Consider the following 25,306-nt stretch of genomic DNA (forward strand, 5'->3'; position numbering starts at 1 on the left):
CATGACCGTTGCAATCGTCGATTACGGCATGGGCAACCTGCACAGTGTCAGCAAGGCGGTGGAACGCCTGGGGTATACGAGTCTGGTGACAGCAGATGCCGGTGAGATTCTGGCGGCAGACAGCGTGATCCTGCCGGGTGTCGGTGCATTCGGCGATGCGATGGAGCATCTGCGGGCGAGCGGAATGGATGTTGTAGTTAAGGCTGCAGCTGAAGCGGGACAGCCGCTGCTGGGCATATGCCTCGGTATGCAGCTGCTGTTCAGCAGCAGCGAGGAGCATGGCGAGCATAAGGGGCTGGATCTTCTGCCGGGCTCGGTGGTACGCTTCGCACCCCGTGACGGCTACAAGGTGCCGCATATGGGCTGGAACAAGCTGGGCTTCCTCCAGCCGGCGAGTCCGCTTCTGACCGGCCTTGAAGAAGGGCATGTCTACTTCGTCCATTCCTATCATGTGCAGGCCGCTGCCGACAGCGACCTGCTGGCGGTCACGGATTATGGTCATCCGGTTACGGCGGTGGTAGGACGGAACAATGTGTATGGTATGCAGTTTCACCCGGAGAAAAGCGGCGAGCTTGGCATCAAGCTGCTGGGGAATTTCCTGCGGCTTGGAAGAGAGCAGGCGTGAAGCCTGAATAACTATATTGCAAATTGTAATGAAAGCGGGGAACGCTACATGTCTTCTTTTATCGTATATCCGGCGATTGATATCCGGGACGGCAAATGTGTCCGGTTGCAGCAGGGGGATTACAGCCAGGAAACCATTTATAACGACAGTCCCGTTCAGGTGGCTAAGTCTTGGGAAGAGCAGGGCGGACGGTTTATCCATCTTGTCGATCTGGACGGCGCCAAGGCAGGGCATCCTGTTAATGATGCCATCATCGGAGCCATTGCCAAGAATGCCAATGTTCCGGTTCAGGTCGGCGGCGGTCTCCGCACGCTTGCGGATGTGGAGAAGCTGCTGGGTCTTGGCATCAGCCGGGTCATTATTGGAACGGCGGCGATCAATGATTATGCTTTTACAGAGGCGGTTCTCGCGAAGTATGGTGATAAGGTAGCGATCGGTATTGACGCCCGTAACGGCTATGTGGCTACGCATGGGTGGTTGAATACCTCCGAGGTGCGCGCCGAGGATCTGGCTAAGGAGCTGGCAGCCAAGGGTGCAGAGACCTTCATCTACACGGACATCTCCCGTGATGGGATGATGCAGGGGCCGAATGTGGAGGGTATACTGTCCATGGCCGGGGCGAGCGGCAAAACCGTAATCGCCTCCGGTGGTGTAACCAGTCTGGATGATCTGCTGCGTCTGAGCGTACATAGCGGTAGCGGGATCGGTGGAGCGATTGTCGGCAAGGCGCTCTACACCGGCAATATTGATCTGCCTGAAGCCCTGCAGGCGCTGGGTAAGGCGTAGGGTTACAGGCTTAGTAATTACTTTTGTTAGCCTGTGAAGGAGGGGTCTTGGATGTTAGCCAAACGGATTATCCCCTGTCTGGATGTGAAGGACGGGCGGGTGGTAAAAGGCGTTAATTTTGTAAATCTGCGCGATGCCGGAGATCCGGTGGAGCTGGCGGCTTTATATGATAGCGAAGGTGCAGATGAGCTGGTATTTCTGGATATCTCCGCGTCGGTGGAAGGCCGGGCGACTATGGTCGAGGTCGTGCGGCAGACTGCCGGGGAGATTGCTATTCCATTCACGGTGGGCGGCGGGATTTCGACACCTGAGGACATGAAGCGGATCCTGCGTGCTGGTGCAGACAAGATCGGCATTAATACGGCAGCTGTCAATAATCCGCAGCTGATTCTTGAAGGCGCCCGCCACTTCGGCTCCCAATGCATTGTGGTGGCGATGGATGCCAAATATAATGAGGCTTGGGGCGAGTGGGAAGTGTACACTCACGGTGGACGTACGCCAACCGGTATCCGGGCGCTTACCTGGGCCAAGGAAGCTGAACGGCTGGGAGCGGGCGAAATCCTGCTTACGAGCATGGACGCCGACGGCACGAAGGACGGCTTCGATCTGAAGCTGACGGCAGCAGTCAGCGATCTGCTGAGCATTCCTGTAATTGCCTCCGGCGGTGCGGGAAGAATGGATCATTTCTATGATGTATTTACCGCAGGCAAGGCAGATGCCGGACTTGCGGCAACGATTTTTCACTATAAAGAGATTGCTATTCATGATTTGAAGGCTGATCTGAAGCAAAGAGGGGTAGAGATCCGATGAGCGAGGACAAGAAAGACATAGCGCAGATCCAGCAGGAGGCTTTGTCAGGTATCCGCTGGAATGAAGCCGGCCTGCTGCCGGCAGTGGTACAGGATGCCCGTACCCTGGAAGTATTAATGTTCGCCTATATGAATCCGGAGTCACTACGGCTGTCACTCGAGAGCGGCCAGACCTGGTTCTGGAGCCGTTCGCGTAGTGAGCTCTGGCATAAGGGCGGAACCTCCGGCAATACCCAGGCCATCACCTCGATCCATTACGATTGTGACAGCGATACGCTACTGGTGAAAGTTGTGCCGGAAGGACCGGCCTGCCATACGGGTGAGAACAGCTGCTTCTTCCGCGAGATTCCCCTCGATTCACCGGCAACAGCTGAAGCAGCTGGAGGTACAGTTAACTCCGCAGCAGCAGGCGATGACCGCTTTGCTGTACTGGGTGAGCTGGAGCGCGTAATTGCTGAGCGGGAAGTGAACCGTCCGGAAGGAGCGTACACTACTTATCTGTTCGATAAGGGCGTCGACAAGATTCTCAAGAAGGTCGGTGAAGAAGCCTCCGAAACCATTATCGCCGCCAAAAATAAAGATAATGCCGAGCTTCGCCTTGAAGTCAGCGATCTGATCTATCATTTACTGGTCCTGCTGCAGGAACGGAAGCTTCCGCTGGATGAGATTCTGGAAGAGCTGAGTGCCCGCCATGAACGGCCTCGCCGGGACTAGGAGGAAGGTTCAGCATGCGTATTGATTACCATACCCACCATGAGCGCTGCGGCCATGCCGTAGGGAAGCTTGAAGAGTATGTGCAGCGCGGCATAGCGCTCGGGCTGCAGCAGCTTGGACTGTCCGATCATCTGCCGCTTATCCATGTAGATCCGGAGCACTATTATCCCGAGATGGCTATGCCGCTTGCGGAGCTTCCGCGTTATGTAGAGGAATGTCTTACGCTGAAGGAGCGCTACCGCGGAACGATTGAGCTGCGGGTGGGGCTTGAAGCGGATTATATCGAGGGATATGAAGAGCAGATCCGCGAGCTTTTAGCACCTTATCCGTGGGACTATCTGATCGGGTCGGTGCATTTTCTCGGGGAATGGGATATTACGGACCACCGGCAGACCCATGGCTGGGAAGGCCAGGACGTGTTGAGCGTCTACCGCCGATATTATGATGCAGTACAGAAGTCGGCGTTATCGGGATTATATGATATTATAGGACATATGGATGTCATCAAAAGGTTCGGTTACGGGCCGCAGACTCCGGAAGGAAGAGACGAGGCCAGAGCACTGGAGCTGGAGACGCTTAAGGTTATATCCGGCAGCGGAATCGCGATGGAGCTGAATGCTTCGGGGCTCACTAAGCCTTGTGCCGAGATGTTCCCGGCGGAGCATGTGCTTCAGCAGGCGCTTGCGCTCGGCATTCCGCTCACCGTGGGCTCAGACGCCCATGACCCTCTGAAGCTGGGAGACGGCTTACAGGAGGCGCGGGAAATGCTGTGGCGCACGGGCTTCCGTGAACTGGCTGTGTTCGAAGGACGCCGCCGCACATCCGTTCCGTTCGAAGTATAAATTATAATCCCAGGAGGGTACTATGCATCATCAATTACGTATTTTTTCCGGTTCGTCGAATCCGAAGCTGGCCGCTGATATTGCGGAGCGCCTTGGCGCACCGCTGGGCCTGATTAAGCTGACACGTTTCAAGAGCGGCGAGATTTATGTGCATTATGAAGAGAGCATCCGGAACTGCGACGTATTTTTGGTGCAATCCCTGGCTCATCCGATTAACGAGCTGTTTGTAGAGCTGCTGGTCATGATCGACGCGGCCAAACGCGCATCGGCAAGAACAGTAAATATTATCGTTCCTTATTACGGGTATGCCCGGCAGGAGCGCAAATCTGCACCGCGTGAGCCAATCTCGGCCAAAATGGTTGCCGATGTGCTGACCACTGCAGGAGCTACCCGCGTGATAACTATTGACCTGCATGCAGCGGCTATCCAGGGATTCTTCAACATTCCCGTGGATCATCTGACTGCGCTTGATCTGATCAGCGGTTATTTGAAGATCAAAGGCCTCTCCGACCTGGTAGTCGTATCACCCGACGCGGGCCGCGCCTCCATGGCTGAGAAGCTGGCCAGCCGGCTGGACTCTCCGTTTGCCATCATGATCAAGAAACGTCCGGCCCATAACGAATCGGTAATTACCCATGTCATCGGAGATGTTGAGGGAAGAACGCCGATTATTATTGAGGATCTTATTGATACGGGGACCACGATCGTCAATGTGGTAGAAGGGCTGAAGGAGCGCGGGGCCCGGAACAGCATCGTCTGTGCCACGCACGGGCTGTTCTCCGGAGACGCGCTGGAGCGGATGGATCATCCCAATATCGACGAAATTGTCGTCACGGATTCTATTGCGCTGCCGGATGAGCATTCCAGCAGATTCTCGGTGCTCTCTGTTGCACCTATGCTGGCAGAGGCCACACGCATTATCATCGAAGGCGGTTCCATAGACAAGCTATTTAGAGACGCGGGGATATAGTCCCTGCGTTTCTTTTTTACAGTTATGCTGCAGCAGCAACTTTTCAAGCTTTTACCTCCCCTTAACTCTCCTCTCAGGTTGAGAATCTCACTTCCACATGTGGTATACTGTGTGAAGAAGACAGCCAAGTCCATAAATGGAAACGAAAAGAACACTTAAGACAGGGAGTATGGGTATATATTTGATACCGCTCTCCTATTTTTCGTTAGGCTAGGGAAGCTTACAAAGGGAGGTGCCTTGCTTCCATGATTGAGAAAACTTCAGAGAATGATACGGACAGCGGTAATGTGATTCCGGTCACTCTGGATGCCAATTTTTTCTTTGAAAGAGCCGTACGGTCGCTTGACCGCTTTCAATATGATAAGGCATTAAAGAATTTTCGCAAAGCTGTTGAATATGAGCCGGATAATCCGGTGAATCATTGCAACATGGCGGGTATATTATCTGAGATGGGTAATTACACAGCATCTAATGAGATTCTGACCCATGTACTGGAGAAGATTGATCCCGCAATGACCGAATGCCATTTCTATATGGCTAATAATTACGCCAATATGGAAAGCTTTGAAGAGGCGGAGCGTTCGCTGGTCACGTATCTGGAGGAGGATGCCAGCGGCGAGTTCATGGCTGAATCCGAAGAGCTGATGGAGCTGCTGCAATATGAGCTGAACCGTCCTGCTCCGCTTGTGCGGATCCGCAGCCGTGAGGGTGTGGTCGAGCATGACCGGGCCCGCAGTCTGCTGGAGGAGGGCAAGTTTCCCCAGGCCGTAGAGCTGCTGGAAGAGATCATTGCGGCCTCACCGGACTTTCTGGCTGCGCACAATAACCTGGCCCTCGCTTATTTCTATATGGGCCGGTTTGCCAAAGCGAAGGAATGCCTGAACGAGGTGCTGAAGCAGGACCCCGGCAATCTGCATGCGCTATGCAATATGGCGATTTTCCTGCAGTATGCAGGTGACAAGGAGCAGCTGGATTCTCTGCTGGGCATGCTTGAGGCCACTGTGCCTTTTCATCAGGAGCATGTATTCAAAATGGCCACCACGATGGGTATCCTGGGCAGGCATACCGCAGCGTACAGCCACTTCCGGCGTCTGCTGAAGGATGAAGAGGTCGCCGGGGACGCCGGCCTCTATCATTACTGCGCAGCAGCGGCCAGCAACAGCGGCCTCTACACTGAAGCGCTGCGCTGCTGGAGACAGGCTGCGAAGCTGGACCCTGAGTCGGCCGTGCCGGCATTCTTCCTGTCCCAGCTCCAGCAAGCCCGTGGAGAAGACAGACCCATGCCTGCGGTCAGCTATAATTACCAATTGCCTTTCCAGGAGCAGCTCAAGCAGTGGAAGGGGAATACAGGCAAGTTCACCGAAGAAGTACGGAACAATCCGCTGCTGCGCGCCTCGTTCTTCTGGGCGCTGCGCTACGGTGATTCCTCCACGAAGCTGCAGGTGACCGAAGCGTTGCGCTGGATTGAGGATGAGGAGATGTCCGAGGTACTGCGCGGAGTTCTGGAGCATCAGCCGCTCCAGGAGGACCGGCTGCAGGAGGCGGCGCTGTTCAGCCTGCAGCGGCTGATTGGAGAGAATCTGGAAGCAGCAGCTCCTGAAGAAGAGCAGGTGCAAGCGGCTTCCAGCCCCAAGGGCCCTGCTGAATGGAAGGAAGACTGGCAGCGGATTATCGATCATACGGTGGCCATGATGGACCGGAGGTATGATGCTGCGCAGAAGAAGGATGCAGAGTTTATCTGGAAGCAGTTCATCGGCAGCCTGTATCCGGATGTACCGTTATTCCGCAATGACGGCGGCTGGTGTGCGGCACTGGAGTACCTGACTGCCAGGCTGCACGGGCGTCCGGTCACCTTCCGCGAGGCGGCACAGCGTTACGGCGTCTCGGTCTCCATGGTAAGCCGCTATGCACGGCGGATCGATAATGAATGCGACACCCAGGGCATGCTGCCGGGAACGGACGGCTTGTCGCCGTCCACCAATAATATTTGAATCCTTTTTTCAAATATAAGAATCTATATGTTTCTCACACCTACTTGTAAGGAGGCCAATGTAATGTACAAAACGATTGTAATCGGAACAGGCCCGGCCGGGCTGACTGCCGCGATTTATCTGGCGCGTGCGAACCTGAGCCCGCTCGTAATTGAAGGCTTGCAGCCGGGAGGACAGCTGACAACGACGACAGAAGTGGAGAACTTTCCAGGCTTCCCTGAAGGAATTCTGGGTCCTGATCTGATGGACAACATGCGTAAGCAGGCCGAACGCTTCGGCGCTGAATTCAAGAATGGCTGGGTAGAGTCGGTGGACTTCTCGCAGCGTCCGTTCAAGGTGACTGTAGACGGAATGGGTGTGCTGGAAGCGGAGTCGGTCATTATTTCGACCGGCGCCTCCGCCAGATACCTGGGTATCCCGGGTGAGCAGGAGAATGTAGGACGCGGGGTCAGCACCTGTGCGACCTGTGATGGATTCTTTTTCCGTAACAAAAAAATTGTCGTGGTCGGCGGCGGCGACTCTGCGATGGAGGAAGCCAGCTTCCTGACCCGCTTTGCTTCCAGCGTAACGCTGGTTCACCGCCGTCCGGAGCTGCGTGCTTCGAAGATCATGCAGGACCGCGCGCGCGACAACAGCAAGGTGTCATGGGCACTGAACCGCACGCCGCTGGAGGTAACCGTTGGTGATACCGGGGTTAAGGGCATCACCGTCCTTAACAATGAGACGGGACTTACGGAGCTGGTGGAAGCGGATGGTGTATTTGTCGCTATCGGACATACACCGAATACCGCTTTCTTAGGCGGGCAGATTAACACCGATGCCAATGGCTATATAGTGGTTAATCCGGGCACCACAGAGACGAATATTCCCGGTGTATTCGCTTGCGGCGACGTGCAGGATACGCGTTACCGTCAAGCTATATCGGCAGCCGGAACCGGCTGTATGGCCGCCATGGATGCCGAGAAGTTCCTGGAAGGCACGATGGTGCATGACTGGAGCGAATCGCTCGATAAATAACCGGAGAAGGTTCTTGTTATTGACGGGTTTACAAAAAAAACCTATACCAGTAGAATGTATTTAATTAGATAAGATACCCACTAGGGGAGCCTGAATAGGCTGAGACGGGAAAAGTGAATTTCCGGACCCTTGAACCTGATCTGGATCATACCAGCGTAGGAAAGTGGAGTCGGACCTTTTTTGAATACAGTCTTATTGGGCTGTTCCTTTGATAAAGCCGCTCCAGGTGGAGCGGCTTTTTGACTTGCAAGAATTCGTATGCCTTGTGCTATACATGATTCTTCGGCTCAGTCTGCTGCGTGAAATCTTATCTGATTGGCTCATAGAGCGAAGAGGAGGAGATTAGAATGCCAGAAATGATGAAGAACGAAGAGGTGGACCTTTCCCGATTTCCTGCAAGCCGCAAAGTGTATGTAGAGGGCTCGCGCCTGGATATTCAGGTTCCGATGCGGGAGATCAGCCTCAGCAGAACGGAGGGCGTTGCCGGGGAAGAGGAGAACGAACCGCTTCGTGTCTATGACACCAGCGGAATTTACACCGATGCTGCGCAAGAAGCTGACATTCGGAGGGGGCTGCCGCCGCACCGTTTAGGCTGGATTGCGGAGCGTGGCGATTCGGAGGAATACACCGGAAGAGCTGTGCAGCCGGAGGATAATGGAATCCGCAGGGGTGGGCCACCCGAAGAAGCTTATCCAGGGCTGCAGCGGAGCCCCCTGCGGGCACGTGCGGGCCGCAATGTTACCCAGCTGTATTATGCGCGTCAAGGGATCATTACACCGGAGATGGAGTATATCGCGATCCGCGAGAATACCCGGCCGGAATTCGTAAGGGATGAGGTAGCCGCCGGACGGGCCATTATTCCGGCCAACATCAATCACCCCGAGAGCGAGCCGATGATTATTGGCCGTAACTTCCTGGTGAAGATCAATGCGAACATCGGAAATTCTGCGGTGTCTTCTTCTATTGAGGAGGAAGTGGAGAAGATGCGGTGGGCGACCCGCTGGGGGGCAGACACTATCATGGACCTCTCCACCGGCTCTAAGATTCATACCACCCGTGAATGGATTATACGCAATTCTCCTGTGCCTGTCGGCACGGTGCCCTTATACCAGGCGCTCGAAAAGGTGAACGGCATAGCCGAGGATTTAACCTGGGAGCTCTATCGCGACACGCTGATTGAGCAGGCGGAGCAGGGTGTGGATTACTTCACCATTCATGCCGGAGTCTTGAAGAGCTATATTCCGTTAACAGCCGGAAGAATGACAGGAATCGTATCACGGGGCGGCTCGATTATGGCCGCTTGGTGCCTTGCCCATCAGCAGGAGAACTTTCTATACACACACTTTGAAGCTATATGTGAGATTATGAAGACGTATGATGTGGCCTTCTCTCTGGGGGACGGATTGCGTCCGGGTTCTATTGCAGATGCCAATGACGAAGCACAATTCGCTGAGCTGGAGACGCTGGGAGAGCTGACAGCCTTGGCATGGAAGCATGACGTTCAGGTAATGGTTGAGGGTCCGGGGCATGTGCCGATGCACAAGATTAAGGAAAATATGGACAAGCAGCTCGAGATTTGCCGGGAAGCCCCATTTTATACTCTTGGCCCGTTGACTACCGATATTGCACCCGGTTATGATCATATCACTTCAGCCATCGGGGCGGCGATGATCGGCTGGTTCGGGACGGCTATGCTGTGTTACGTTACACCCAAGGAGCATTTAGGTCTGCCTAACAAGAATGACGTGCGCGAGGGAGTCATTACCTACAAGATTGCTGCACATGCCGCAGACCTCGCCAAGGGGCATCCGGGTGCACAGGACAGGGATAATGCGCTGTCCAAGGCGCGGTTCGAGTTTCGCTGGCGAGACCAGTTCCATCTCTCTCTGGACCCGGAAAGGGCGCTGGAGTATCATGATGAGACGCTTCCTGCGGAGGGGGCGAAGCAAGCTCATTTCTGCTCTATGTGCGGTCCTAAATTCTGCAGCATGCGGATTTCGCATGATATCCGTAATTCCTACAGATTGAGCAGGTCGCTGTAAAAAAGGCAAGTCTCGTATAGCTATTTCCCTGCTGTCCCATGCTGTAAAAGGCGTGAGGGCAGCTTTTCTTATGCTCGAATAGCACAAGATTCATTCTCCCTATTATGTGAAACCAAGCACAAGCGTTGGCGTAAATAGCATTATCCAAGGATAGGGAGTGAATCAAATGAGGAACAAGGACTGGCTCAAGGAAAGCGAACGTTTCAATGAAGCGGCTGAATACTATGATAGGTATAGACCCAGTTATCCATTCGCCCTGATTGAGCAGATTGTACAAGAAGCCTCTCTGACTACGGAGTCCAGAATTCTTGAGATCGGTGCCGGGAGCGGTAAAGCCTCCGAATTATTCCTGGACCGCGGGTATGAGCTGCTATGTATTGAACCGGGCCCGCAATTGGCGGAATTGGGAAGACAGAAGCATAAGGATAAAAACGTGCGATTCGTAACCTCCAGATTCGAGCACTGGTCTGGGCCGGAGAAGGATTTCGACCTGATCTTCTCCGCTCAAGCCTTTCATTGGGTGCCGCAGCCGGAAGGCTATGCGAAATGCGGAAGGCTGCTGAAGCCGGGAGGGCGGCTCGCGCTCTTTTGGAATTTTTATCTGCAGGGAGACAGTGAGATGGAGCAAGAGATTGCCAAGGTCTGTGCGGAGTATGAGGTATTCTGGTTTAATAAGCGGGATGTAATTGAACAGAGAGTGGAACGGACAGTAGCCGAGCTAACCGGCAGCGGAGATTTCAGGGCACCGGATGTCTACCGGTATCCTTGGGACAGCAGGGATGACGCGGATAGCTTCGTTAATTTCCTGCGGACCTGCAACGGGTTCATCGGGCTGAAGGAAGCGGAGCAGATTGAATTAAGCGCCAGGTTACATAAGCTGATCGGCCGGAATGGCGGCACCCTGCAAAGGAATTATATATGTACGCTTTTCATAGCTGAAGCCTTGAATTCTGTGAATTCTTAACATACATAGCTGTCCCTATGCTGTAACAGGCGTACGGGCAGCTTTTTCCTTAAAAGCTAATATGTTGTGGGGTTATTTTATACTTAGTGACTGCAATCACAATTTACCCCCTTGCCCTATGCTAAGCTGTTGCTGAGAAGAATTCTCAATTGTGAGGTGTGCAGAATCATGAGCAAAGTGTTGAAGCTAGATGAGTCTATATTGGAGCTGGTAACCAGGCACCCGGAAGCCGTAGATATTATGGCCGGTCTGGGTTTCCATGATATAACGAAGCCTGGAATGCTGCAGACGGCAGGCAGGTTCATGACATTATCCAAGGGCATGAAATTAAAGAGAATAGAGCTGGAAACCGTTCGCCTGGCCTTTGAGCAGCACGGCTTCGAGATTATTGAATAGAAGGAGAGAATATAATGAGCGAACTGATTAATAACCGTGAAGTGGATGTACCGGAGCAGACACGCCGTCAGGCTATGCTGAGAGAAATCATCAAGGAGCTGCATGCGGGTAAAAGTGTAGAGGAAGTGAAGGCGCGTTTTGCAGAAGCGGTAGGCGATGTGACTGTAGCCGAAATATCCGCCATGGAGCATTCCCTGATGACCGAAGAGGGCATTCCCGTAGAGGAGGTGCAGCGTTTATGCTCCGTGCATACAGCCATCTTCAAAGGCTCAATTGAGCAGATTCACCGCTCCTCGAAGGCTGAAGAGCAGCCGGGACATCCGGTGCATACCTTTAAGCTGGAGAACCGTGAGATTGAACGGCTGGTTAACTTCCGGCTGGAGCTGCATACAGCTAAGTTCAAGAAGAACGCCAGCGAAGAGATCATTTTCAAGCTGCTGGAAGACCTGAGTCTGCTGCTTGATCTCGACAAGCATTACAGCCGCAAGGAGAATCTGCTGTTTCCTTACTTAGAGAAGTACGGCATTTATGGCCCAACCAAGGTAATGTGGGGCGTGGATGACGGGATCCGCAATATGATTAAGGAAGCTAAGAAAGGACTCAGCGCTTATAACGGAGAGTCTGGGCAAATTGCAGCTTCACTGGATGAGATTATCAAAGAAGTCAACGAGATGATCTTTAAAGAAGAGAATATTCTGCTGCCGATGGCGCTCGATAAGCTGACTGAGGATGAATGGGTCAAAATCGCCCGCGAAAGTGACGAGATCGGCTTCTGCCTGACCGCGCCGGAGCAGGAATGGATTCCGGCGCGTGCCGCTGAACCGGAAGGTGCCCAGAGTCAGGACGAAGGGGAAGGGGAAGGCGCATCGCCGCAGGGCTTCATCCGTTTTGAGACCGGACTGCTGTCGCTCCATCAACTCGAGACGATGATGAATCATCTGCCGGTGGATTTGACTTTTATCGATGAGAACGATGTGGTCCGCTACTTCTCGCATGGCAAGGAACGGATCTTCGCCCGGACCAAGGCGGTTATCGGCCGTACGGTGCAGAACTGTCATCCGCCGCAAAGCGTACATGTGGTGGAGAAGCTGCTGGCGGATTTCAAGGCAGGCGTTAAGGATGCTGAGGATTTCTGGATTGCCATCAAAGATAAATTCATCTATATCCGCTACTTCGCAGTACGTGATGAGACCGGCCGCTATATGGGGACGCTGGAATTCACACAGAATATTGCTCCGATCCGTGCCTTAGAGGGGCAAAAGCGTATTTTGTCGGAATAATGGCAGATTTACAGGGACCAGGGCAATAGAAGATTACTTTCAGACTTTCTTGCCTGCCCGGTGAGAAGGTCTTTTTGTTAGGCGGGTTGTCCGCAGATGAAGCATGTAAAAACATCCCATACCGCTTCCCGAAGAACATTCCCCCGGGTGTATCGCCTTTCCTTGACCGCAGGGGAGGCTTCTATTATAGTGGGTACGTAGGATTAACTATTTTAGCATAGAAAAAGGTGGCTTGTAACATGTCTGAACATATCTACGTTGGCGTGGATTTAGGTGGAACCACGATTAAGGTTGGAATCTGCAATGCCGAGGGAAGCCTGCTGCACACTTACGAAGGTCCAACGGGGACCGCAGACGGCGTCGATGCCGTTATCGATAATATCGAGAAGTATGTGCGCCTGATTGTGGAGGACTCTCCGTATTCCTGGGAACAGCTTGCCGGTGTGGGAGCCGGGCTTGCCGGGTTTACGAATATTCGTGAAGGAATCATCATCCTTGCGCCCAACATAGGATTTAGAGATGTGCCGATCCGTTCCATTCTGGAAGGTCGTTTGAACAAGCCTGTCAAAATAGACAATGACGCCAATGTCGCTGCGCTGGGCGAGGCTTGGAGCGGTGCAGGACGCGGCATTGAGAATTGCGTCTGCTATACGCTGGGTACAGGGGTAGGTGGCGGAATTATTATCAATGGCAAGGTGTATCAAGGCTTTGCCGGTCTGGCCGGAGAGCTTGGCCATATCACAGTAGTTCCCGATCTGGAAGCTATCCAGTGCGGCTGCGGGAACATGGGCTGTTTGGAAACCGTTTCCTCTGCGACTGGCATTATCCGCATGGCGAATGATGCAGTGGCCCGCGGGGACCGCACCACTCTGTCCACGGTGGAGAAGATTGCGGCCAAGGAAGTCTTTGACGCTGCCAAGGCAGGCGATGAAGTCGCTCTGCGTATTGTGAACCGCGCAGCATTCTACCTGGGCAAATCGATGGCTGCGGTGGCTGCTGTACTGAATCCGGAAGTGTTTATCGTAGGCGGCGGCGTATCCAAAGCCGGCGATATTCTGTTTGACGAAGTCCGCCGTGTCTTCGCCAAGCTGACACCTGCGCCTCTGCAGACGGGTGTTACTATTGTGCCTGCGGAGCTTGGCAATGATGCCGGTATTATTGGTGCGGCAGGTCTTTTGCTGCGTTCTTAAGGAGCAGGAATTATTCATATACTAACCTTAGGGAGGGGACGCTGTAATGACCGAACTTGAGCAACTTTCGCCCGGTCGTGCCACCCTGATTATCATTACAGGCATGTCGGGAGCAGGCAAGACGATTGCAGTGCAGAGCCTGGAGGATCTCGGCTTCTTCTGCGTCGATAATCTTCCGCCAGTGCTGATCCCGAAGTTCGCCGAACTGATTGAGCAGTCCAAAGGCAAAATCGCCAAAGTGGCGCTCGTGATCGACCTCAGGGGACGGGAATTCTTCACCGCTCTATCGGAGTCTTTAGCCTATATCAAGGATGAGTCGACCATAGGCTTTGAGATTCTCTTCCTGGATGCAACAGATTCAGTGCTTGTACAACGCTACAAAGAGAGCCGGCGTCACCACCCGCTTGCTCCCAAGGGCATGCCGCTTGACGGTATCCGGATGGAGCGCCAAATGCTGGAGGAGCTCAAGAATTCAGCTACCCTGTGTCTGGATACCAGCAGCATGAAGCCGGCACAGCTTAAAGAAAAAATTGTATCACGGTTTTCCCATCTCGGAAAAAGCACCCTCTCCGTTAATATTACTTCGTTTGGGTTCAAGTATGGTATTCCGATTGATGCTGACCTGGTGTTCGATGTCCGCTTCCTGCCTAATCCGCATTATGTGGATCAGCTGCGGCCCAAGACAGGCCAAGACAACGATGTGTATGACTATGTGATGAAATGGCCTGAAACGCAGACGTTCCTGACCAAGCTGCTTGACATGCTTCAATTTCTTATTCCGCAATACCGCAAGGAAGGCAAATCCCAGATTATTATTGGCATCGGCTGTACAGGCGGCAAACACCGTTCTGTAGCCATTGCGGAATATCTGGGCAAAATGCTGGGGGTAAGCGAGACGGAATCGGTAGCAATCAGCCATCGGGATTCCGAACGTGATCGGCATTGACGAGAGAAGGGATGAGTAGTGACTGAAGAACAAGGGCAGCGTCCGAAGATCGTCGTCATGGGCGGCGGTACCGGGCTGTCTGTTATGCTTCGGGGGTTGAAGGAGAAGCCGCTGGATATTACGGCTATCGTAACCGTGGCAGATGACGGGGGGAGCTCCGGGATTCTGCGCAGCGAGCTACAAATGCCGCCTCCGGGAGATATCCGTAACGTACTGACGGCTATGGCCGATGTAGAGCCTCTGATGGCGCAGATCATGCGCTACCGTTTCAGTACCGGAGAGGGTCTCGCCGGGCACAGCCTGGGCAATCTAATTCTGGCAGCGCTGACAGACATCTCCGGTGATTTCGTTACTGCGGTCAGAGAGCTAAGCCGCCTTTTCGCCGTCCGTGGCCGGGTGCTGCCCGCTGCTGGCGAAGCGGTGGTACTGCACGCCGAGATGTCGGATGGAACCCTGATTACCGGCGAATCCAAAATACCGGAGGCCGGCGGTATAATCAAACGTGTGTTTCTGGAGCCCGCCGATGTGGAGCCTCTGCCGGAGGCACTGGAAGCGATCCGGAATGCGGATGCCATTCTGCTCGGTCCGGGCAGTCTGTATACAAGCATTCTGCCGAATCTGCTGGTGCCGAAGCTGGCTGAAGCCGTTGTGGCCTCGGATGCGATCAAAATATTCGTATGCAATGTAATGACCCAGCCAGGTGAAACGGATAATTATACGGTCAGTGATCATCTTCAAGCGGTATATGACCATATCGGACTGCATCTGTTCGATTATGTAATTGTGAACGATGGAGAGATCCCGGAGCAGGTACAGATCAAATATGCCGAGAAAGGCGCACGTCCGGTGCAGCTTGACCGCGATGTCGTTGACGGCAACGGATATAAGGTGATTGCCGACAAACTGGTATTATTTAAAACTTATTTGCGGCATGATACAGATAAGCTTAGCCACCATATTTTCCAGCTGGTTCAGGATTGGATTGACAGAAAGAGTTAACATGAAAGAGGTGAGCCCCTTGTCTTTTGCGGCCCTTACCAAAAAAGAGCTGACGATGGTCGAGAGCCAGCCCTGCTGTGAGAAAGCGGAAATGTCAGCGCTGATCCGGATGAATGGTTCGGTGCAGCTTTCGAGCAAAAAGGTTGTTCTCGACATTTCGACGGAGAACGCCGCGATTGCAAGGCGGGTATATTCTTTACTTAAGAAATATTACCAGGTCCATATCGAGCTGCTCGTGCGTAAAAAAATGCGTTTGAAGAAGAATAACGTCTATATCGTAAGAATCCCAAACCGGGTTCAGGAGATCCTGAAGGATCTGCGGATTGTCTCGGAAGGCTTCATCTTCACCGATGGGATCGATGATGAAATCGTCGGCAAGAACTGCTGCAAGCGTGCTTACTTGCGCGGGGCCTTCATGGCTGGCGGTTCGGTGAATAATCCGGAGGGTTCCTCGTACCATCTGGAAATTGCTTCGATGTATGAGGAGCACTGTAAGGCGCTCGTGGAGCTGGCTGGTGAATTTCACCTGAATGCCCGCTGCATAGAACGCAAGAAAGGCTTCATCCTATACATCAAGGAAGGCGAGAAGATTATTGAATTCTTAAGTTTGATCGGAGCCCATCAGGCGCTGTTCAAATTTGAGGATGTGCGGATCATGCGCGATATGCGCAATTCGGTCAACCGGATCGTCAACTGCGAAACGGCCAATCTTAACAAAACGATCAGCGCTGCGGTACGCCAGATCGAGAATATCAAGCTGCTGCAGCGTGAGGTGGGACTGGAAAGCTTGCCGGATAAGCTGCGCGAGGTTGCAGAAATCAGACTTGCACACCCGGATATCAACCTGAAGGAAGTCGGCGATATGCTGGGCGGCACCGTCAGTAAATCAGGCGTAAACCACCGTTTGCGCAAAATTGATGAGCTGGCTGACAAGGTGCGGGGCAGTTGATTATTTTTTTTCTAGTGCGGTAGAGGTTATAATGATATAATATTATAAAATTAATGTGAAATTTTTGGGCAGATCTCAAATAGGGGGTAAGCGTTTCATGACAAAGCACCCGGTAGTTGTTCGGTTGAAGACGGGGCTCCATGCTCGGCCGGCAGCATTGTTTGTGCAAGAAGCTAATAAGTTTTCGTCGGAGATTTTCGTGGAAAAAGACGATAAAAAAGTTAACGCCAAAAGTATCATGGGCATTATGAGCCTTGCAATCAGTTCCGGTACGGAGATTTATATCAGCGCAGATGGCGCAGATGCGGAACAAGCTGTAACCGCTTTGACAAGTCTTGTAAGTAAGGAAGAACTCGAGAATCAATAAATGCTACAACGTCTTACCGAAAGCCCTTAGGGGCTTTTTTTCATATTATTTATGTACAAGGGGAGATACACAGATGAAGATCCAAGGCAGCGAGGTAACCTTAGTGGCGCCTACAGAAGCTCTCAGAGAGCCCTATCTGGCATTTTATGAAGAGTGGAAGGCCAGCGGAGAATCATTCGTTCCCTGGGTAGTCGAGATCGATCCTGCTGACTTTGCCGGTATGCTTCAGTCTCTGCGTGAGCATGCCGGTGGTGTGAATATCAAAGACGGATGGGTGAGCAGTTCAACCTTCTGGCTGGTGACAACGGATCAGCGGGTGGTAGGTGCCGTGAACATCAGACACCGGCTGACGGAAACTTTACTTCGTACAGGCGGGCATATCGGCTATGGCGTGGTCCCTTCGGAGCGCAGACGGGGCTATGCCAGTGAACTTCTGAGGCAGGCTCTCCTGAAGGCTGGGGAACTGGGTATAAAGAAGGCGCTCGTGGTCTGCGACGCCGTCAATACAGCTTCAGAGCGGACGATCCGCAAGAATGGCGGAATAGAGGATAGCGAATATATCGAGGAGGACGGGAATGTCATCCGGCGTTTTTGGATAGAGACGGAATAAATTATTAAATAACGTACATAGGATATGCAACTTTTGCCATGCTGGTCCGTCTAGAGGGTACCAACACTTAAAGAAGCGAAAGGGGATGGCAGGCATGATGAAATTTGGCAAATCAATCGGAGCAGTGCTGCTGGCAGGAAGCTTGATTATAGGAGGAATGGGGCTGAGCGGGGTGCTAAAAGGTCCTGAAAAGGCTTACGCTGCCGACGAGGTGCAGAAGAATATTGTGAGCGTGGTGGGCAAGGGTGAACTTGCGATCAAACCGGATATCGTCTATCTTTCGATTGGGGTAAGTACCACTGCCGATACTGCGCAAGAGGCGCAGAAGGGTACCGCAGCAAAGATTGCGAAGCTGACTGCATTATTCAAAACAACCTGGGGAATTGCCGACAAGGATATTCAGAGCACCCAGTTCTATGTACAGCCTAATTACGTCTATAGCGAAAAGGAAGGCCAGCAGGTTAAAGGCTATAATGCCCAGCATACGCTGAAGATTTCCTACCGTGATCTGACTAAGGTCGGACAATTGCTGGATGCAGCATCTACGGCAGGCGCGAACAATATCGGCAATGCAAGCTTTGCGATCGAAGATCCATCAGCCTTTGAAGCACAGGTCATCGAAAAAGCAATGCTGAACGCAGATGTAAAAGCGGCAGCGATTGCTAAAGCGGCGAAACGTGGACTGGGCCAGGTGGTAACGGTCATTCAGAGCGATGACGGGAATAACCCGGTTGTCTTCGTTGAACAGGCCGCTATGTCCAAAGCAGCGAATGATTCAGCTGCCGGAAGTTCCGTTGAACCCGGAGAGGTTAAAGTAACCACTCAGCTGAGCGTGACCTATGAATTGAAATAAAGTGACCGCAAAGAGGCGCTTGCTCTGCTGTTTATGGCAGGGCAGGCGCCTTTTTTAGAAGAAATTTTCTTTGAAATCTCTCAAATTGTTTAAATTAATGTAATAAGGTTGATAGAAAGACTCTTCAATCCTTAAGAAACTGTAAAGCGCATTGTAACATCCGCGAACCTTCTTATCCTTATAATAGGAAGAGTGAAGCTGAGGGAACACATCACGTAAACTATCATCGTACCAGCGGAAGGGGAAGAACAACAATGAAAATGAATGATACTTCGAAGAAATACGCCCGTAAGTGGGGCGCAGGAATGATTGCAGCAGGAATGCTAATCGGTGGAGGTGTACTCCCGGCAGGCATTACCCAGGCTGCTCCAGCGGCGGCTCAGGTGAAAGCTGCCTCCTCCCCGGTCGTGCTGAAGGTAAACGGTAAGATTACAGCGCAGACAGGGCTTTTCCAAGACGGGAAGGTATGGATTCCGGTAACGTTTATGCGCGATGCGCTGGGGATGCCGCTATCTTATGATAAAGCTGAGAAGACGTATACCATCGGTACAGGTACTACACAAACTAAATTGACGGTTACTGAATACTATACTACGATTAAAGTGAATAATTATTTTATCGGTGAATATGAAGTGAAGAATCTGAATAACCGCTTCTATGTTTCGTTTGACCTGCTCAGTGATTACTTAGGCTACAAGGGCGACTGGAGTGCCACTACGGGACGGCTCAATGTGATGAAGAGAACGCAAAATGCGGTAACTATAAAGACTGAGAGCTATGTTAAGGACCATAAAGATGCACCGATTAAGCTGGATTATCCACAGGTCAGCGGTCTTGCTAGTAGCGAGGCTGAGAAGGCGATCAATGATACAATCAAACAGACGATTCAGAAATATGCGGCTTACGCTGAAGATCAAATCTCCCTTAAATCCGAGGACGACCGTCCGTATGAATTCGAAGGCGGTTATGTGGTCACTTATAATCAAGACGGCGTGCTCAGTCTGATCACGAATCAATACGGGTACACCGGCGGCGCACATGGATCGACTATCCGTAATGCCTTTACCTTCTCACTTAAGGACGGCAAACGCCTGCTGCTGGGGGATTTGTTCAAGGCTAATCCTAACTATAAGAAACAGCTGAATGCCAAAGTATCTACTGAAATCAAAGCAAACGGAGGTTATCTGGGAGGATTCACAGGCCTGAATACAGAGAAAAACTTCTATCTGAAAGAGGGCAAAGCCGTGCTCTTCTTCCAGCAATATGAGTATACTGCATACGCTACAGGCTTCCCGGAGGTAATCTTCAGCTTCAAGGAGCTGCTGCCTGATGGAAGCAGTCCGTTCGCTGCACTGAAATAACGTATAGGCTTCACTATTCCAGTACCGGTAGCTTCATCTATCCTGCCCTTGCATTTCCTCCGGGAGACATAAGGGCAGGATTTTTTTTGCGGGCCTAATAAGGCCGCCCTGCCGTTACCACATCCCCTGGGCAGTCATAAGCTAAAGAAAGCAAGCAGCTTATAGCAGGGAGGGAAGGCTATGGTCTATCAGTATACGGCCATTGGAGATTCATTAACGACCGGGTTCGGGGCACTGCCCGGGAACGGATTTGTTCCCGTCTACCGCCGGATGGCAGAAGGGCGGCTGCAGACTCCGGTGGCTTCAGCGAATCTTGGAGTGAACGGTCTGACAACAGCAGGGCTGGAGCAGCGTCTCAAGACTGATGGCGGCTTTCGTTCTGCGGTTAAGGATGCGGAGATCATCACCGTCTCTATCGGCGGTAATGATCTGATTAAGGCCGCTAAAGCCGCGGCGGGGAGGCCAGGTGAGCTGAATGGATATCTGCAAAAAGCGCTCCGGGAATGCAAACGGAATTTCAGTGATATTATGAGTACTCTGGCACAGCTGAAGGCAGGAACGCGAAGTCCTTACATTATCCGGATTGTAGGTCTCTATAATCCGTATCCTCAGGTGGATGCGGCCACAGATTGGGTGCGGCAGTTCAACTCCTATGCTGCCGGCTACAGCAGTTATGTTGTGAGGTTTGCTTCCATTTATCATGAATTTGCCGGCAATGAGCGGGGGCTGCTGTTCCTGGATCATATCCATCCGAACGGCAGGGGCTACCGGGTGATCGCCGGCAAGCTGGATGCCCTGGGATATGGAAACTTGAGGTGAAACATCTGTATATATGCCACATAAAGAGGCTGCCGCAGACCTGTAGGTCCGCGGCAGCCTCTTTATGTGTTGGTGAAGTATAGAAATTAAACGCCAGTCGGCAATGTCTTCTCAATGACTTTATCGACAATACCATATTCAGCTGCATCGGCAGCACTCATGAAGTAGTCACGGTCGGTATCCTTCTCGATCTTCTCGATCGGCTGGCCCGTACGTTCGGACAGGATACGGTTCAGCTTCTCGCGCAGCTTGATGATGCGGCGGGCGCGGATTTCGATATCTGAAGCCTGACCCTGGGCACCGCCGAGTGGCTGGTGAATCATAATTTCGCTGTTCGGCAAGGCAAAGCGTTTGCCCTTGGCGCCGGCGTTCAGCAGGAAGGCTCCCATGGAAGCGGCCATCCCTACACAGATGGTGGATACATCCGGTTTAATGTACTGCATTGTATCAAATATAGCCATACCCGCTGTAATGGAACCGCCAGGGCTGTTCACATACAGGTGAATATCCTTATCCGGATCCTCGGCAGCCAGGAAGAGCATTTGTGCGATGATGGAATTGGCTACCACGTCATTAACCTCCGTTCCAAGGAAAATGATGCGGTCCTTCAGCAGGCGGGAATAGATGTCATAAGCGCGCTCACCGCGGTTGCTCTGTTCTACTACCATAGGAATATAACTCACGTGGAAAACCTCCTTGAAATTGGTGCTTCGAATGTGTTCATTTTTTACTGTTACCGTATTAACCACATGATAAACAAATTCAAACAAAAAGTCAAAGAAAGTCAAACTTAGTTTCAAAAAAAAGAGCCATCAATTGGCTCTTTGGTTAAATGTAGTATAAGCATTGCTAAATTATGTACAAAAGTGAACATAATGGCGCGCCCGCCAAGAATCGAACTTGGATCTCAGGCTTCGGAGGCCTACGTCATATCCATTGGACCACGGGCGCAACAGAAATTATTATAATACACTTCTCGCATAAAAGCAATGTGTAAAACCCATCGTTCAAAAAATAGTTTTTTCCGACCTTCACAGGCAGATACTAGCTTCCAACCTGACAGTCAGGTGCTGGAGGTTATCAGTCATGCAATTAAGGTCATGGTTACCTCTTACAGACCGGCAGATGTATAAGATGAAACCAGTCTGAGAATTATAGTCTCGGAACACTTGCACTCCGCGTCAGTTTTGGGTAGAATATGGGTGGGACTTAAAAAGTTAACCCGGGACATTTTGAGACCACGAACAAGGGAAAAGAGAAAGACGAAGTTGCAGGAGTGAAAGCATGCGTAATTTATTGGAAATCCAAAAGCAGCTTCTGCCTGATCTCATGGAAACCCTTAAGAGACGGTATACGATTCTACATCAGATCATGCTGTCCGATATTATTGGGCGCAGAACGCTTGCCGCCTCGCTTGATATGACCGAGCGGGTGCTGCGCGCCGAGACGGATCTTCTGAAATCGCAAGGGCTCATTGAGATCGAGAGCGTCGGCATGCGCGTTAGCGAAGCCGGGCGCAGACTGCTTGACCTGATGGAGCCGATCGCCAAGAGCCTCTTCGGCCTGGATGATCTGGAAGAGAAAATTCGTACTACGTACGGTCTCAGTAAAGTAGTTGTTGTACCTGGCGACTGCGAGACCTCACTGTTCACCAAACGTGAACTGGGGCGTGCAGGTTCGAAGGCACTGCTCAGTGTACTGCGCAGTGACGACACGATTGCTGTCACAGGCGGATCGACCCTGGCCGAAATGGCCGATCAGTTGACCCCGCCGCTATCCCTTTCCTATAAGAACGCCTGGGTAGTTCCGGCGCGTGGAGGATTGGGAGAGAGCATGGAGATCCAAGCCAACACCATTGCTTCGACCATGGCTAAACGGATTGGTGCCAATTACCGTTTGCTGCATGTGCCTGATCTACTCAGCGGCGATGCCTATCAGTCGCTCGCACTGGACTCCAATATTGGAGAGATTGTGGAGATTATCCGCAGATCGCGTATTATTGTGCATGGAATTGGCGATGCCATTGAAATGACTCACCGCCGCAAGCTGGACCCCGCTACAATCTCAGAGATTCAGGACGAGGGTGCGGTAGCCGAATCGTTCGGATATTATTTCAATGAGAATGGTGAGGTGGTTCATACCATGATGACCATGGGGCTGCGCCTGGAAGACATTATGCGTACAGAAGTCGTTATCGGTATTGCCGGCGGCAAACGCAAGGCTAAGGCCATTCATGCGATGCTGCGGTTCGGCCAAGAGGATATTCTCGTAACAGACGAGGCGGCGGCTGTCGAAATTGGCAAAGAAATCGACAAACAGTTGCAGCAAGTCCTATAGCTTCCATTTTATGGGGCGCGCGCAAAGGTATTATGCATTATACTTAACCTTGTTGTCTTGACGAGCCTCACGGCTTGTCTTGAATAAATAAAACGAAATCTAGGAGGAACTATTCAATGAGTGTAAAAGTTGGTATTAACGGTTTTGGACGTATTGGACGCCTTGCATTCCGCCGTATTCAAAATGTAGAAGGTATCGAAGTGGTAGCAATCAATGACTTGACTGACGCTAAGATGCTTGCTCATTTGCTTAAATATGATACAACTCAAGGTAAATTCCAAGGCGATGTTGAAGTTCACGACGGCTTCTTCAAAGTTAACGGCAAAGATGTTAAGGTTCTTGCTAACCGCAACCCTGAAGAACTTCCTTGGGGAGAGCTTGGCGTTGATATCGTTCTGGAATGCACAGGGTTCTTCACAACTAAAGAAGCCGCTGAAAAGCACCTTAAAGGCGGAGCTAAGAAAGTAGTTATTTCTGCTCCAGCTACAGGCGACATGAAGACTGTTGTTTACAACGTTAACGATGACATCCTTGACGGAAGCGAAACAGTAATCTCCGGCGCATCTTGCACAACGAACTGCCTGGCTCCTATGGCCAAAGTTCTGAACGACAAATTCGGTATCATCGAAGGCTTGATGACTACTATCCACGCTTACACAGGTGACCAGAATACACTTGATGCTCCACACGCTAAAGGTGACTTCAGACGTGCCCGCGCTGCTGCTGAGAACATCATTCCTAACACTACCGGTGCTGCTAAAGCAATCGGCCTGGTAATTCCAGAACTTAAAGGCAAACTTGACGGTGCAGCACAACGTGTGCCTGTAGCTACTGGTTCCCTGACTGAGCTGGTTACTGTTCTGGATAAGAGCGTAACTGTTGAAGAAATCAACGCAGCAATGAAAGCTGCTTCCGATCCGGAAACTTATGGCTACACTGAAGATGAAATCGTATCTTCCGACATCAAGGGTATGACTTTCGGTTCCCTGTTCGATGCTACACAAACTAAAGTTCTGACTGTTGGCGACAAACAACTGGTTAAAACCGTTGCTTGGTATGACAATGAAATGTCCTACACTGCACAGCTTGTTCGTACTTTGGAGAAATTCGCTAAACTTGCTCAATAATACCGATTTCATATAAGCAGTACAATTGAGCGGAAACAATGAAAGTCTGTTTCCGCTCTTTCTAAATGAAATGGATTCGTGAATGAACCAATTTTGGGTGTGGAGGAAATGTTAATCATGAACAAAAAAAGTGTCCGTGATGTAGAAGTAAAAGGCAAACGCGTCTTCGTGCGTGTGGATTTCAACGTGCCAGTGGAAGACGGTAAGATCACTGATGATACCCGTATCCGCGAAACCCTTCCAACAATTAAATACCTGATTGAGAACGGTGCAAAGGTCATTCTGGCCAGCCATATGGGCCGTCCTAAAGGTGAATTCGTCGATTCCATGCGGTTGACTTCCGCAGCTGTACGTCTGTCCGAATTGCTCGGCAAACCGGTAGCCAAAGCAGATGAAGCGATTGGCGAAGCGGTAAAAGCACAAATTGCTGAACTGAACGAAGGCGACGTGCTTGTGCTTGAGAATGTCCGTTTCTATAAAGGGGAAGAAAAGAACGACCCTGAACTGGCTAAGCAGTTCGCTGAACTGGCAGACCTGTTCGTCAATGACGCATTCGGCGCGGCTCACCGTGCCCATGCTTCGACAGAAGGTATCGCTCACTTCCTGCCTGCCGTATCCGGCCTTCTGATGGAGAAGGAATTGTCCGTTCTGGGCAAAGCCCTGTCGAATCCGGAACGTCCCTTCACTGCCATCATCGGCGGTTCCAAAGTTAAAGACAAGATCGACGTGATTGACAACCTGCTGACTCTGGCTGACAACGTATTGATTGGCGGCGGCCTTTCTTACACCTTCACCAAAGCTCAAGGCTTCGAAATCGGCGAATCTCTGGTAGATAATGAAAAGCTCGAAGCTTCGCTCGGATTTATCGAAAAAGCTAAAAAGCTCGGTAAAAACTTCCTGCTTCCTGTAGACGTTGTTGTCGCTGACAAGTTCGGTGCAGACGCTAATACCAAAGTGGTAGACATTAACGAAATCCCTGAAGGCTGGATGGGTCTGGACATTGGTCCTAAGACTCGTGAAATCTATGCTGATGTGATCAAGAGCTCCAAGCTGGTTGTATGGAACGGACCTATGGGCGTGTTCGAAATCGACATCTTTGCTGAAGGAACCAAGGCTGTAGCTCAAGCTTGCGCAACTACCGAAGGTTACACAGTAATCGGCGGCGGTGATTCCGCAGCAGCAGCAGAGAAATTCCACCTCGCAGACCAAATGGATCATATCTCCACTGGCGGCGGCGCATCACTCGAGTTCATGGAAGGCAAGGCACTTCCAGGCGTAGAAGCACTGAACGACAAGTAAGACGTAGAAGGTA

Annotated in this window: 25 protein-coding genes, 1 tRNA gene and 1 riboswitch; of the genes, 24 read left to right on the plus strand and 2 right to left on the minus strand. The window is 51.7% G+C overall.

What is annotated here, in order from left to right:
- Nucleotide 1: 1 nt before the first annotated feature.
- The 21 genes from hisH to R50912_RS00855 all read left to right on the plus strand — a co-directional run bounded on the left by hisH (nucleotide 2) and on the right by R50912_RS00855 (nucleotide 20,530).
- Nucleotides 2-625, plus strand: a complete 624-nt coding sequence (gene hisH / locus R50912_RS00755) for an imidazole glycerol phosphate synthase subunit HisH (protein WP_042231564.1) — start codon at nucleotides 2-4, stop codon at nucleotides 623-625.
- 48 nt (nucleotides 626-673) lie between these two features.
- Nucleotides 674-1,411 carry a 1-(5-phosphoribosyl)-5-[(5-phosphoribosylamino)methylideneamino]imidazole-4-carboxamide isomerase gene (gene hisA / locus R50912_RS00760; RefSeq protein WP_042231565.1) on the plus strand — a complete coding sequence of 246 codons (738 nt, stop codon included), beginning with the start codon at nucleotides 674-676 and terminating at the stop codon, nucleotides 1,409-1,411.
- Between the two features lie 51 nt (nucleotides 1,412-1,462).
- The gene (gene hisF / locus R50912_RS00765) at nucleotides 1,463-2,221 is read left to right on the plus strand and encodes an imidazole glycerol phosphate synthase subunit HisF (RefSeq protein WP_042231568.1); all 759 of its coding nucleotides are present in this window, start codon (nucleotides 1,463-1,465) and stop codon (nucleotides 2,219-2,221) included.
- Nucleotides 2,218-2,934, plus strand: coding sequence for a bifunctional phosphoribosyl-AMP cyclohydrolase/phosphoribosyl-ATP diphosphatase HisIE (gene hisIE, locus R50912_RS00770; RefSeq protein ID WP_042231571.1), 717 nt, complete (start codon nucleotides 2,218-2,220; stop codon nucleotides 2,932-2,934). The genes hisF and hisIE overlap by 4 nt, the downstream gene beginning before the upstream one ends.
- Nucleotides 2,935-2,948: 14 nt before the next feature.
- Entirely contained in the window at nucleotides 2,949-3,776 is an 828-nt protein-coding gene (gene hisJ, locus R50912_RS00775) for a histidinol-phosphatase HisJ (protein WP_042231573.1), read from the plus strand.
- 22 nt (nucleotides 3,777-3,798) lie between these two features.
- Nucleotides 3,799-4,746: a ribose-phosphate diphosphokinase gene (locus R50912_RS00780; RefSeq protein WP_039302378.1), complete on the plus strand. Its 948-nt coding sequence runs from the start codon at nucleotides 3,799-3,801 to the stop codon at nucleotides 4,744-4,746.
- A gap of 245 nt (nucleotides 4,747-4,991) precedes the next feature.
- Nucleotides 4,992-6,737, plus strand: coding sequence for a tetratricopeptide repeat protein (locus R50912_RS00785; RefSeq protein ID WP_042231575.1), 1,746 nt, complete (start codon nucleotides 4,992-4,994; stop codon nucleotides 6,735-6,737).
- A 63-nt stretch (nucleotides 6,738-6,800) separates the two neighbouring features.
- Entirely contained in the window at nucleotides 6,801-7,754 is a 954-nt protein-coding gene (gene trxB, locus R50912_RS00790; protein ID WP_039302384.1) for a thioredoxin-disulfide reductase, read from the plus strand.
- A 72-nt stretch (nucleotides 7,755-7,826) separates the two neighbouring features.
- A riboswitch (TPP riboswitch) is annotated at nucleotides 7,827-7,933 on the plus strand.
- Nucleotides 7,934-8,101: 168 nt separating this feature from the next.
- Nucleotides 8,102-9,796 carry a phosphomethylpyrimidine synthase ThiC gene (gene thiC / locus R50912_RS00795; RefSeq protein ID WP_156122894.1) on the plus strand — a complete coding sequence of 565 codons (1,695 nt, stop codon included), beginning with the start codon at nucleotides 8,102-8,104 and terminating at the stop codon, nucleotides 9,794-9,796.
- Nucleotides 9,797-9,962: 166 nt separating this feature from the next.
- Nucleotides 9,963-10,760: a class I SAM-dependent methyltransferase gene (locus R50912_RS32945; RefSeq protein WP_052415846.1), complete on the plus strand. Its 798-nt coding sequence runs from the start codon at nucleotides 9,963-9,965 to the stop codon at nucleotides 10,758-10,760.
- 168 nt (nucleotides 10,761-10,928) lie between these two features.
- On the plus strand, nucleotides 10,929-11,156 hold the full coding sequence (locus R50912_RS00805) for a DUF1858 domain-containing protein (protein ID WP_042231578.1): 228 nt from the start codon (nucleotides 10,929-10,931) through the stop codon (nucleotides 11,154-11,156).
- Between the two features lie 14 nt (nucleotides 11,157-11,170).
- Nucleotides 11,171-12,436, plus strand: coding sequence for a DUF438 domain-containing protein (locus R50912_RS00810; protein ID WP_042231581.1), 1,266 nt, complete (start codon nucleotides 11,171-11,173; stop codon nucleotides 12,434-12,436).
- 239 nt (nucleotides 12,437-12,675) lie between these two features.
- Nucleotides 12,676-13,626, plus strand: coding sequence for an ROK family glucokinase (locus R50912_RS00815; protein ID WP_042231583.1), 951 nt, complete (start codon nucleotides 12,676-12,678; stop codon nucleotides 13,624-13,626).
- Nucleotides 13,627-13,672: 46 nt separating this feature from the next.
- Entirely contained in the window at nucleotides 13,673-14,572 is a 900-nt protein-coding gene (gene rapZ, locus R50912_RS00820) for an RNase adapter RapZ (RefSeq protein ID WP_042231584.1), read from the plus strand.
- A gap of 57 nt (nucleotides 14,573-14,629) precedes the next feature.
- On the plus strand, nucleotides 14,630-15,571 hold the full coding sequence (locus R50912_RS00825; protein WP_042140618.1) for a gluconeogenesis factor YvcK family protein: 942 nt from the start codon (nucleotides 14,630-14,632) through the stop codon (nucleotides 15,569-15,571).
- Between the two features lie 19 nt (nucleotides 15,572-15,590).
- Nucleotides 15,591-16,520: a DNA-binding protein WhiA gene (gene whiA / locus R50912_RS00830; protein ID WP_039302402.1), complete on the plus strand. Its 930-nt coding sequence runs from the start codon at nucleotides 15,591-15,593 to the stop codon at nucleotides 16,518-16,520.
- Nucleotides 16,521-16,617: 97 nt separating this feature from the next.
- A complete protein-coding gene (locus R50912_RS00835) occupies nucleotides 16,618-16,887 on the plus strand; it encodes an HPr family phosphocarrier protein (RefSeq protein WP_036651317.1) in 270 nt (89 codons plus the stop codon).
- A gap of 73 nt (nucleotides 16,888-16,960) precedes the next feature.
- Nucleotides 16,961-17,497, plus strand: a complete 537-nt coding sequence (locus R50912_RS00840) for a GNAT family N-acetyltransferase (RefSeq protein ID WP_042231586.1) — start codon at nucleotides 16,961-16,963, stop codon at nucleotides 17,495-17,497.
- A 94-nt stretch (nucleotides 17,498-17,591) separates the two neighbouring features.
- Entirely contained in the window at nucleotides 17,592-18,350 is a 759-nt protein-coding gene (locus tag R50912_RS00845) for an SIMPL domain-containing protein (protein WP_042231588.1), read from the plus strand.
- 254 nt (nucleotides 18,351-18,604) lie between these two features.
- Nucleotides 18,605-19,711, plus strand: a complete 1,107-nt coding sequence (locus R50912_RS00850; protein ID WP_052415847.1) for a PdaC/SigV domain-containing protein — start codon at nucleotides 18,605-18,607, stop codon at nucleotides 19,709-19,711.
- A 180-nt stretch (nucleotides 19,712-19,891) separates the two neighbouring features.
- Complete coding sequence (locus R50912_RS00855; RefSeq protein ID WP_042231590.1) at nucleotides 19,892-20,530, plus strand: GDSL-type esterase/lipase family protein; 639 nt, start codon at nucleotides 19,892-19,894, stop codon at nucleotides 20,528-20,530.
- An 86-nt stretch (nucleotides 20,531-20,616) separates the two neighbouring features.
- On the opposite strand, the gene clpP is transcribed toward R50912_RS00855, so the two are convergent.
- Together clpP and R50912_RS00865 are read right to left on the minus strand one after the other, a co-directional pair.
- On the minus strand, nucleotides 20,617-21,213 hold the full coding sequence (gene clpP, locus R50912_RS00860) for an ATP-dependent Clp endopeptidase proteolytic subunit ClpP (RefSeq protein ID WP_042132753.1): 597 nt from the start codon (nucleotides 21,211-21,213) through the stop codon (nucleotides 20,617-20,619).
- Between the two features lie 193 nt (nucleotides 21,214-21,406).
- Nucleotides 21,407-21,481 (minus strand) — tRNA-Arg (locus tag R50912_RS00865).
- 333 nt (nucleotides 21,482-21,814) lie between these two features.
- Here R50912_RS00865 and R50912_RS00870 point away from each other — a divergent pair.
- From R50912_RS00870 to R50912_RS00880, 3 genes are all read left to right on the plus strand, one after another.
- Nucleotides 21,815-22,867: a sugar-binding transcriptional regulator gene (locus tag R50912_RS00870; protein WP_042231592.1), complete on the plus strand. Its 1,053-nt coding sequence runs from the start codon at nucleotides 21,815-21,817 to the stop codon at nucleotides 22,865-22,867.
- Between the two features lie 116 nt (nucleotides 22,868-22,983).
- Complete coding sequence (gene gap / locus R50912_RS00875; RefSeq protein WP_042231594.1) at nucleotides 22,984-23,994, plus strand: type I glyceraldehyde-3-phosphate dehydrogenase; 1,011 nt, start codon at nucleotides 22,984-22,986, stop codon at nucleotides 23,992-23,994.
- Between the two features lie 117 nt (nucleotides 23,995-24,111).
- On the plus strand, nucleotides 24,112-25,293 hold the full coding sequence (locus R50912_RS00880; RefSeq protein ID WP_042231596.1) for a phosphoglycerate kinase: 1,182 nt from the start codon (nucleotides 24,112-24,114) through the stop codon (nucleotides 25,291-25,293).
- Nucleotides 25,294-25,306: the final 13 nt, after the last annotated feature.

This window comes from Paenibacillus sp. FSL R5-0912 (assembly GCF_000758605.1).
Lineage (GTDB): Bacteria > Bacillota > Bacilli > Paenibacillales > Paenibacillaceae > Paenibacillus_AQ.

What these genes read in the sequence shown, in the direction of transcription:
- hisJ (WP_042231573.1), top strand. Translation starts at nt 2,949, where the DNA reads ATGCGTATTGATTACCATACCCACCATGAGCGCTGCGGCCATGCCGTA.
- trxB (WP_039302384.1), top strand. Translation starts at nt 6,801, where the DNA reads ATGTACAAAACGATTGTAATCGGAACAGGCCCGGCCGGGCTGACTGCC.
- R50912_RS00880 (WP_042231596.1), top strand. Translation starts at nt 24,112, where the DNA reads ATGAACAAAAAAAGTGTCCGTGATGTAGAAGTAAAAGGCAAACGCGTC.
- R50912_RS00840 (WP_042231586.1), top strand. Translation starts at nt 16,961, where the DNA reads ATGAAGATCCAAGGCAGCGAGGTAACCTTAGTGGCGCCTACAGAAGCT.
- R50912_RS00835 (WP_036651317.1), top strand. Translation starts at nt 16,618, where the DNA reads ATGACAAAGCACCCGGTAGTTGTTCGGTTGAAGACGGGGCTCCATGCT.
- R50912_RS00870 (WP_042231592.1), top strand. Translation starts at nt 21,815, where the DNA reads ATGCGTAATTTATTGGAAATCCAAAAGCAGCTTCTGCCTGATCTCATG.
- hisIE (WP_042231571.1), top strand. Translation starts at nt 2,218, where the DNA reads ATGAGCGAGGACAAGAAAGACATAGCGCAGATCCAGCAGGAGGCTTTG.
- R50912_RS00845 (WP_042231588.1), top strand. Translation starts at nt 17,592, where the DNA reads ATGATGAAATTTGGCAAATCAATCGGAGCAGTGCTGCTGGCAGGAAGC.
- hisH (WP_042231564.1), top strand. Translation starts at nt 2, where the DNA reads ATGACCGTTGCAATCGTCGATTACGGCATGGGCAACCTGCACAGTGTC.
- hisA (WP_042231565.1), top strand. Translation starts at nt 674, where the DNA reads ATGTCTTCTTTTATCGTATATCCGGCGATTGATATCCGGGACGGCAAA.
- R50912_RS00785 (WP_042231575.1), top strand. Translation starts at nt 4,992, where the DNA reads ATGATTGAGAAAACTTCAGAGAATGATACGGACAGCGGTAATGTGATT.
- gap (WP_042231594.1), top strand. Translation starts at nt 22,984, where the DNA reads ATGAGTGTAAAAGTTGGTATTAACGGTTTTGGACGTATTGGACGCCTT.
- R50912_RS32945 (WP_052415846.1), top strand. Translation starts at nt 9,963, where the DNA reads ATGAGGAACAAGGACTGGCTCAAGGAAAGCGAACGTTTCAATGAAGCG.
- R50912_RS00780 (WP_039302378.1), top strand. Translation starts at nt 3,799, where the DNA reads ATGCATCATCAATTACGTATTTTTTCCGGTTCGTCGAATCCGAAGCTG.
- rapZ (WP_042231584.1), top strand. Translation starts at nt 13,673, where the DNA reads ATGACCGAACTTGAGCAACTTTCGCCCGGTCGTGCCACCCTGATTATC.
- thiC (WP_156122894.1), top strand. Translation starts at nt 8,102, where the DNA reads ATGCCAGAAATGATGAAGAACGAAGAGGTGGACCTTTCCCGATTTCCT.
- R50912_RS00825 (WP_042140618.1), top strand. Translation starts at nt 14,630, where the DNA reads ATGGGCGGCGGTACCGGGCTGTCTGTTATGCTTCGGGGGTTGAAGGAG.
- R50912_RS00815 (WP_042231583.1), top strand. Translation starts at nt 12,676, where the DNA reads ATGTCTGAACATATCTACGTTGGCGTGGATTTAGGTGGAACCACGATT.
- R50912_RS00850 (WP_052415847.1), top strand. Translation starts at nt 18,605, where the DNA reads ATGAAAATGAATGATACTTCGAAGAAATACGCCCGTAAGTGGGGCGCA.
- R50912_RS00855 (WP_042231590.1), top strand. Translation starts at nt 19,892, where the DNA reads ATGGTCTATCAGTATACGGCCATTGGAGATTCATTAACGACCGGGTTC.
- R50912_RS00805 (WP_042231578.1), top strand. Translation starts at nt 10,929, where the DNA reads ATGAGCAAAGTGTTGAAGCTAGATGAGTCTATATTGGAGCTGGTAACC.
- hisF (WP_042231568.1), top strand. Translation starts at nt 1,463, where the DNA reads ATGTTAGCCAAACGGATTATCCCCTGTCTGGATGTGAAGGACGGGCGG.
- R50912_RS00810 (WP_042231581.1), top strand. Translation starts at nt 11,171, where the DNA reads ATGAGCGAACTGATTAATAACCGTGAAGTGGATGTACCGGAGCAGACA.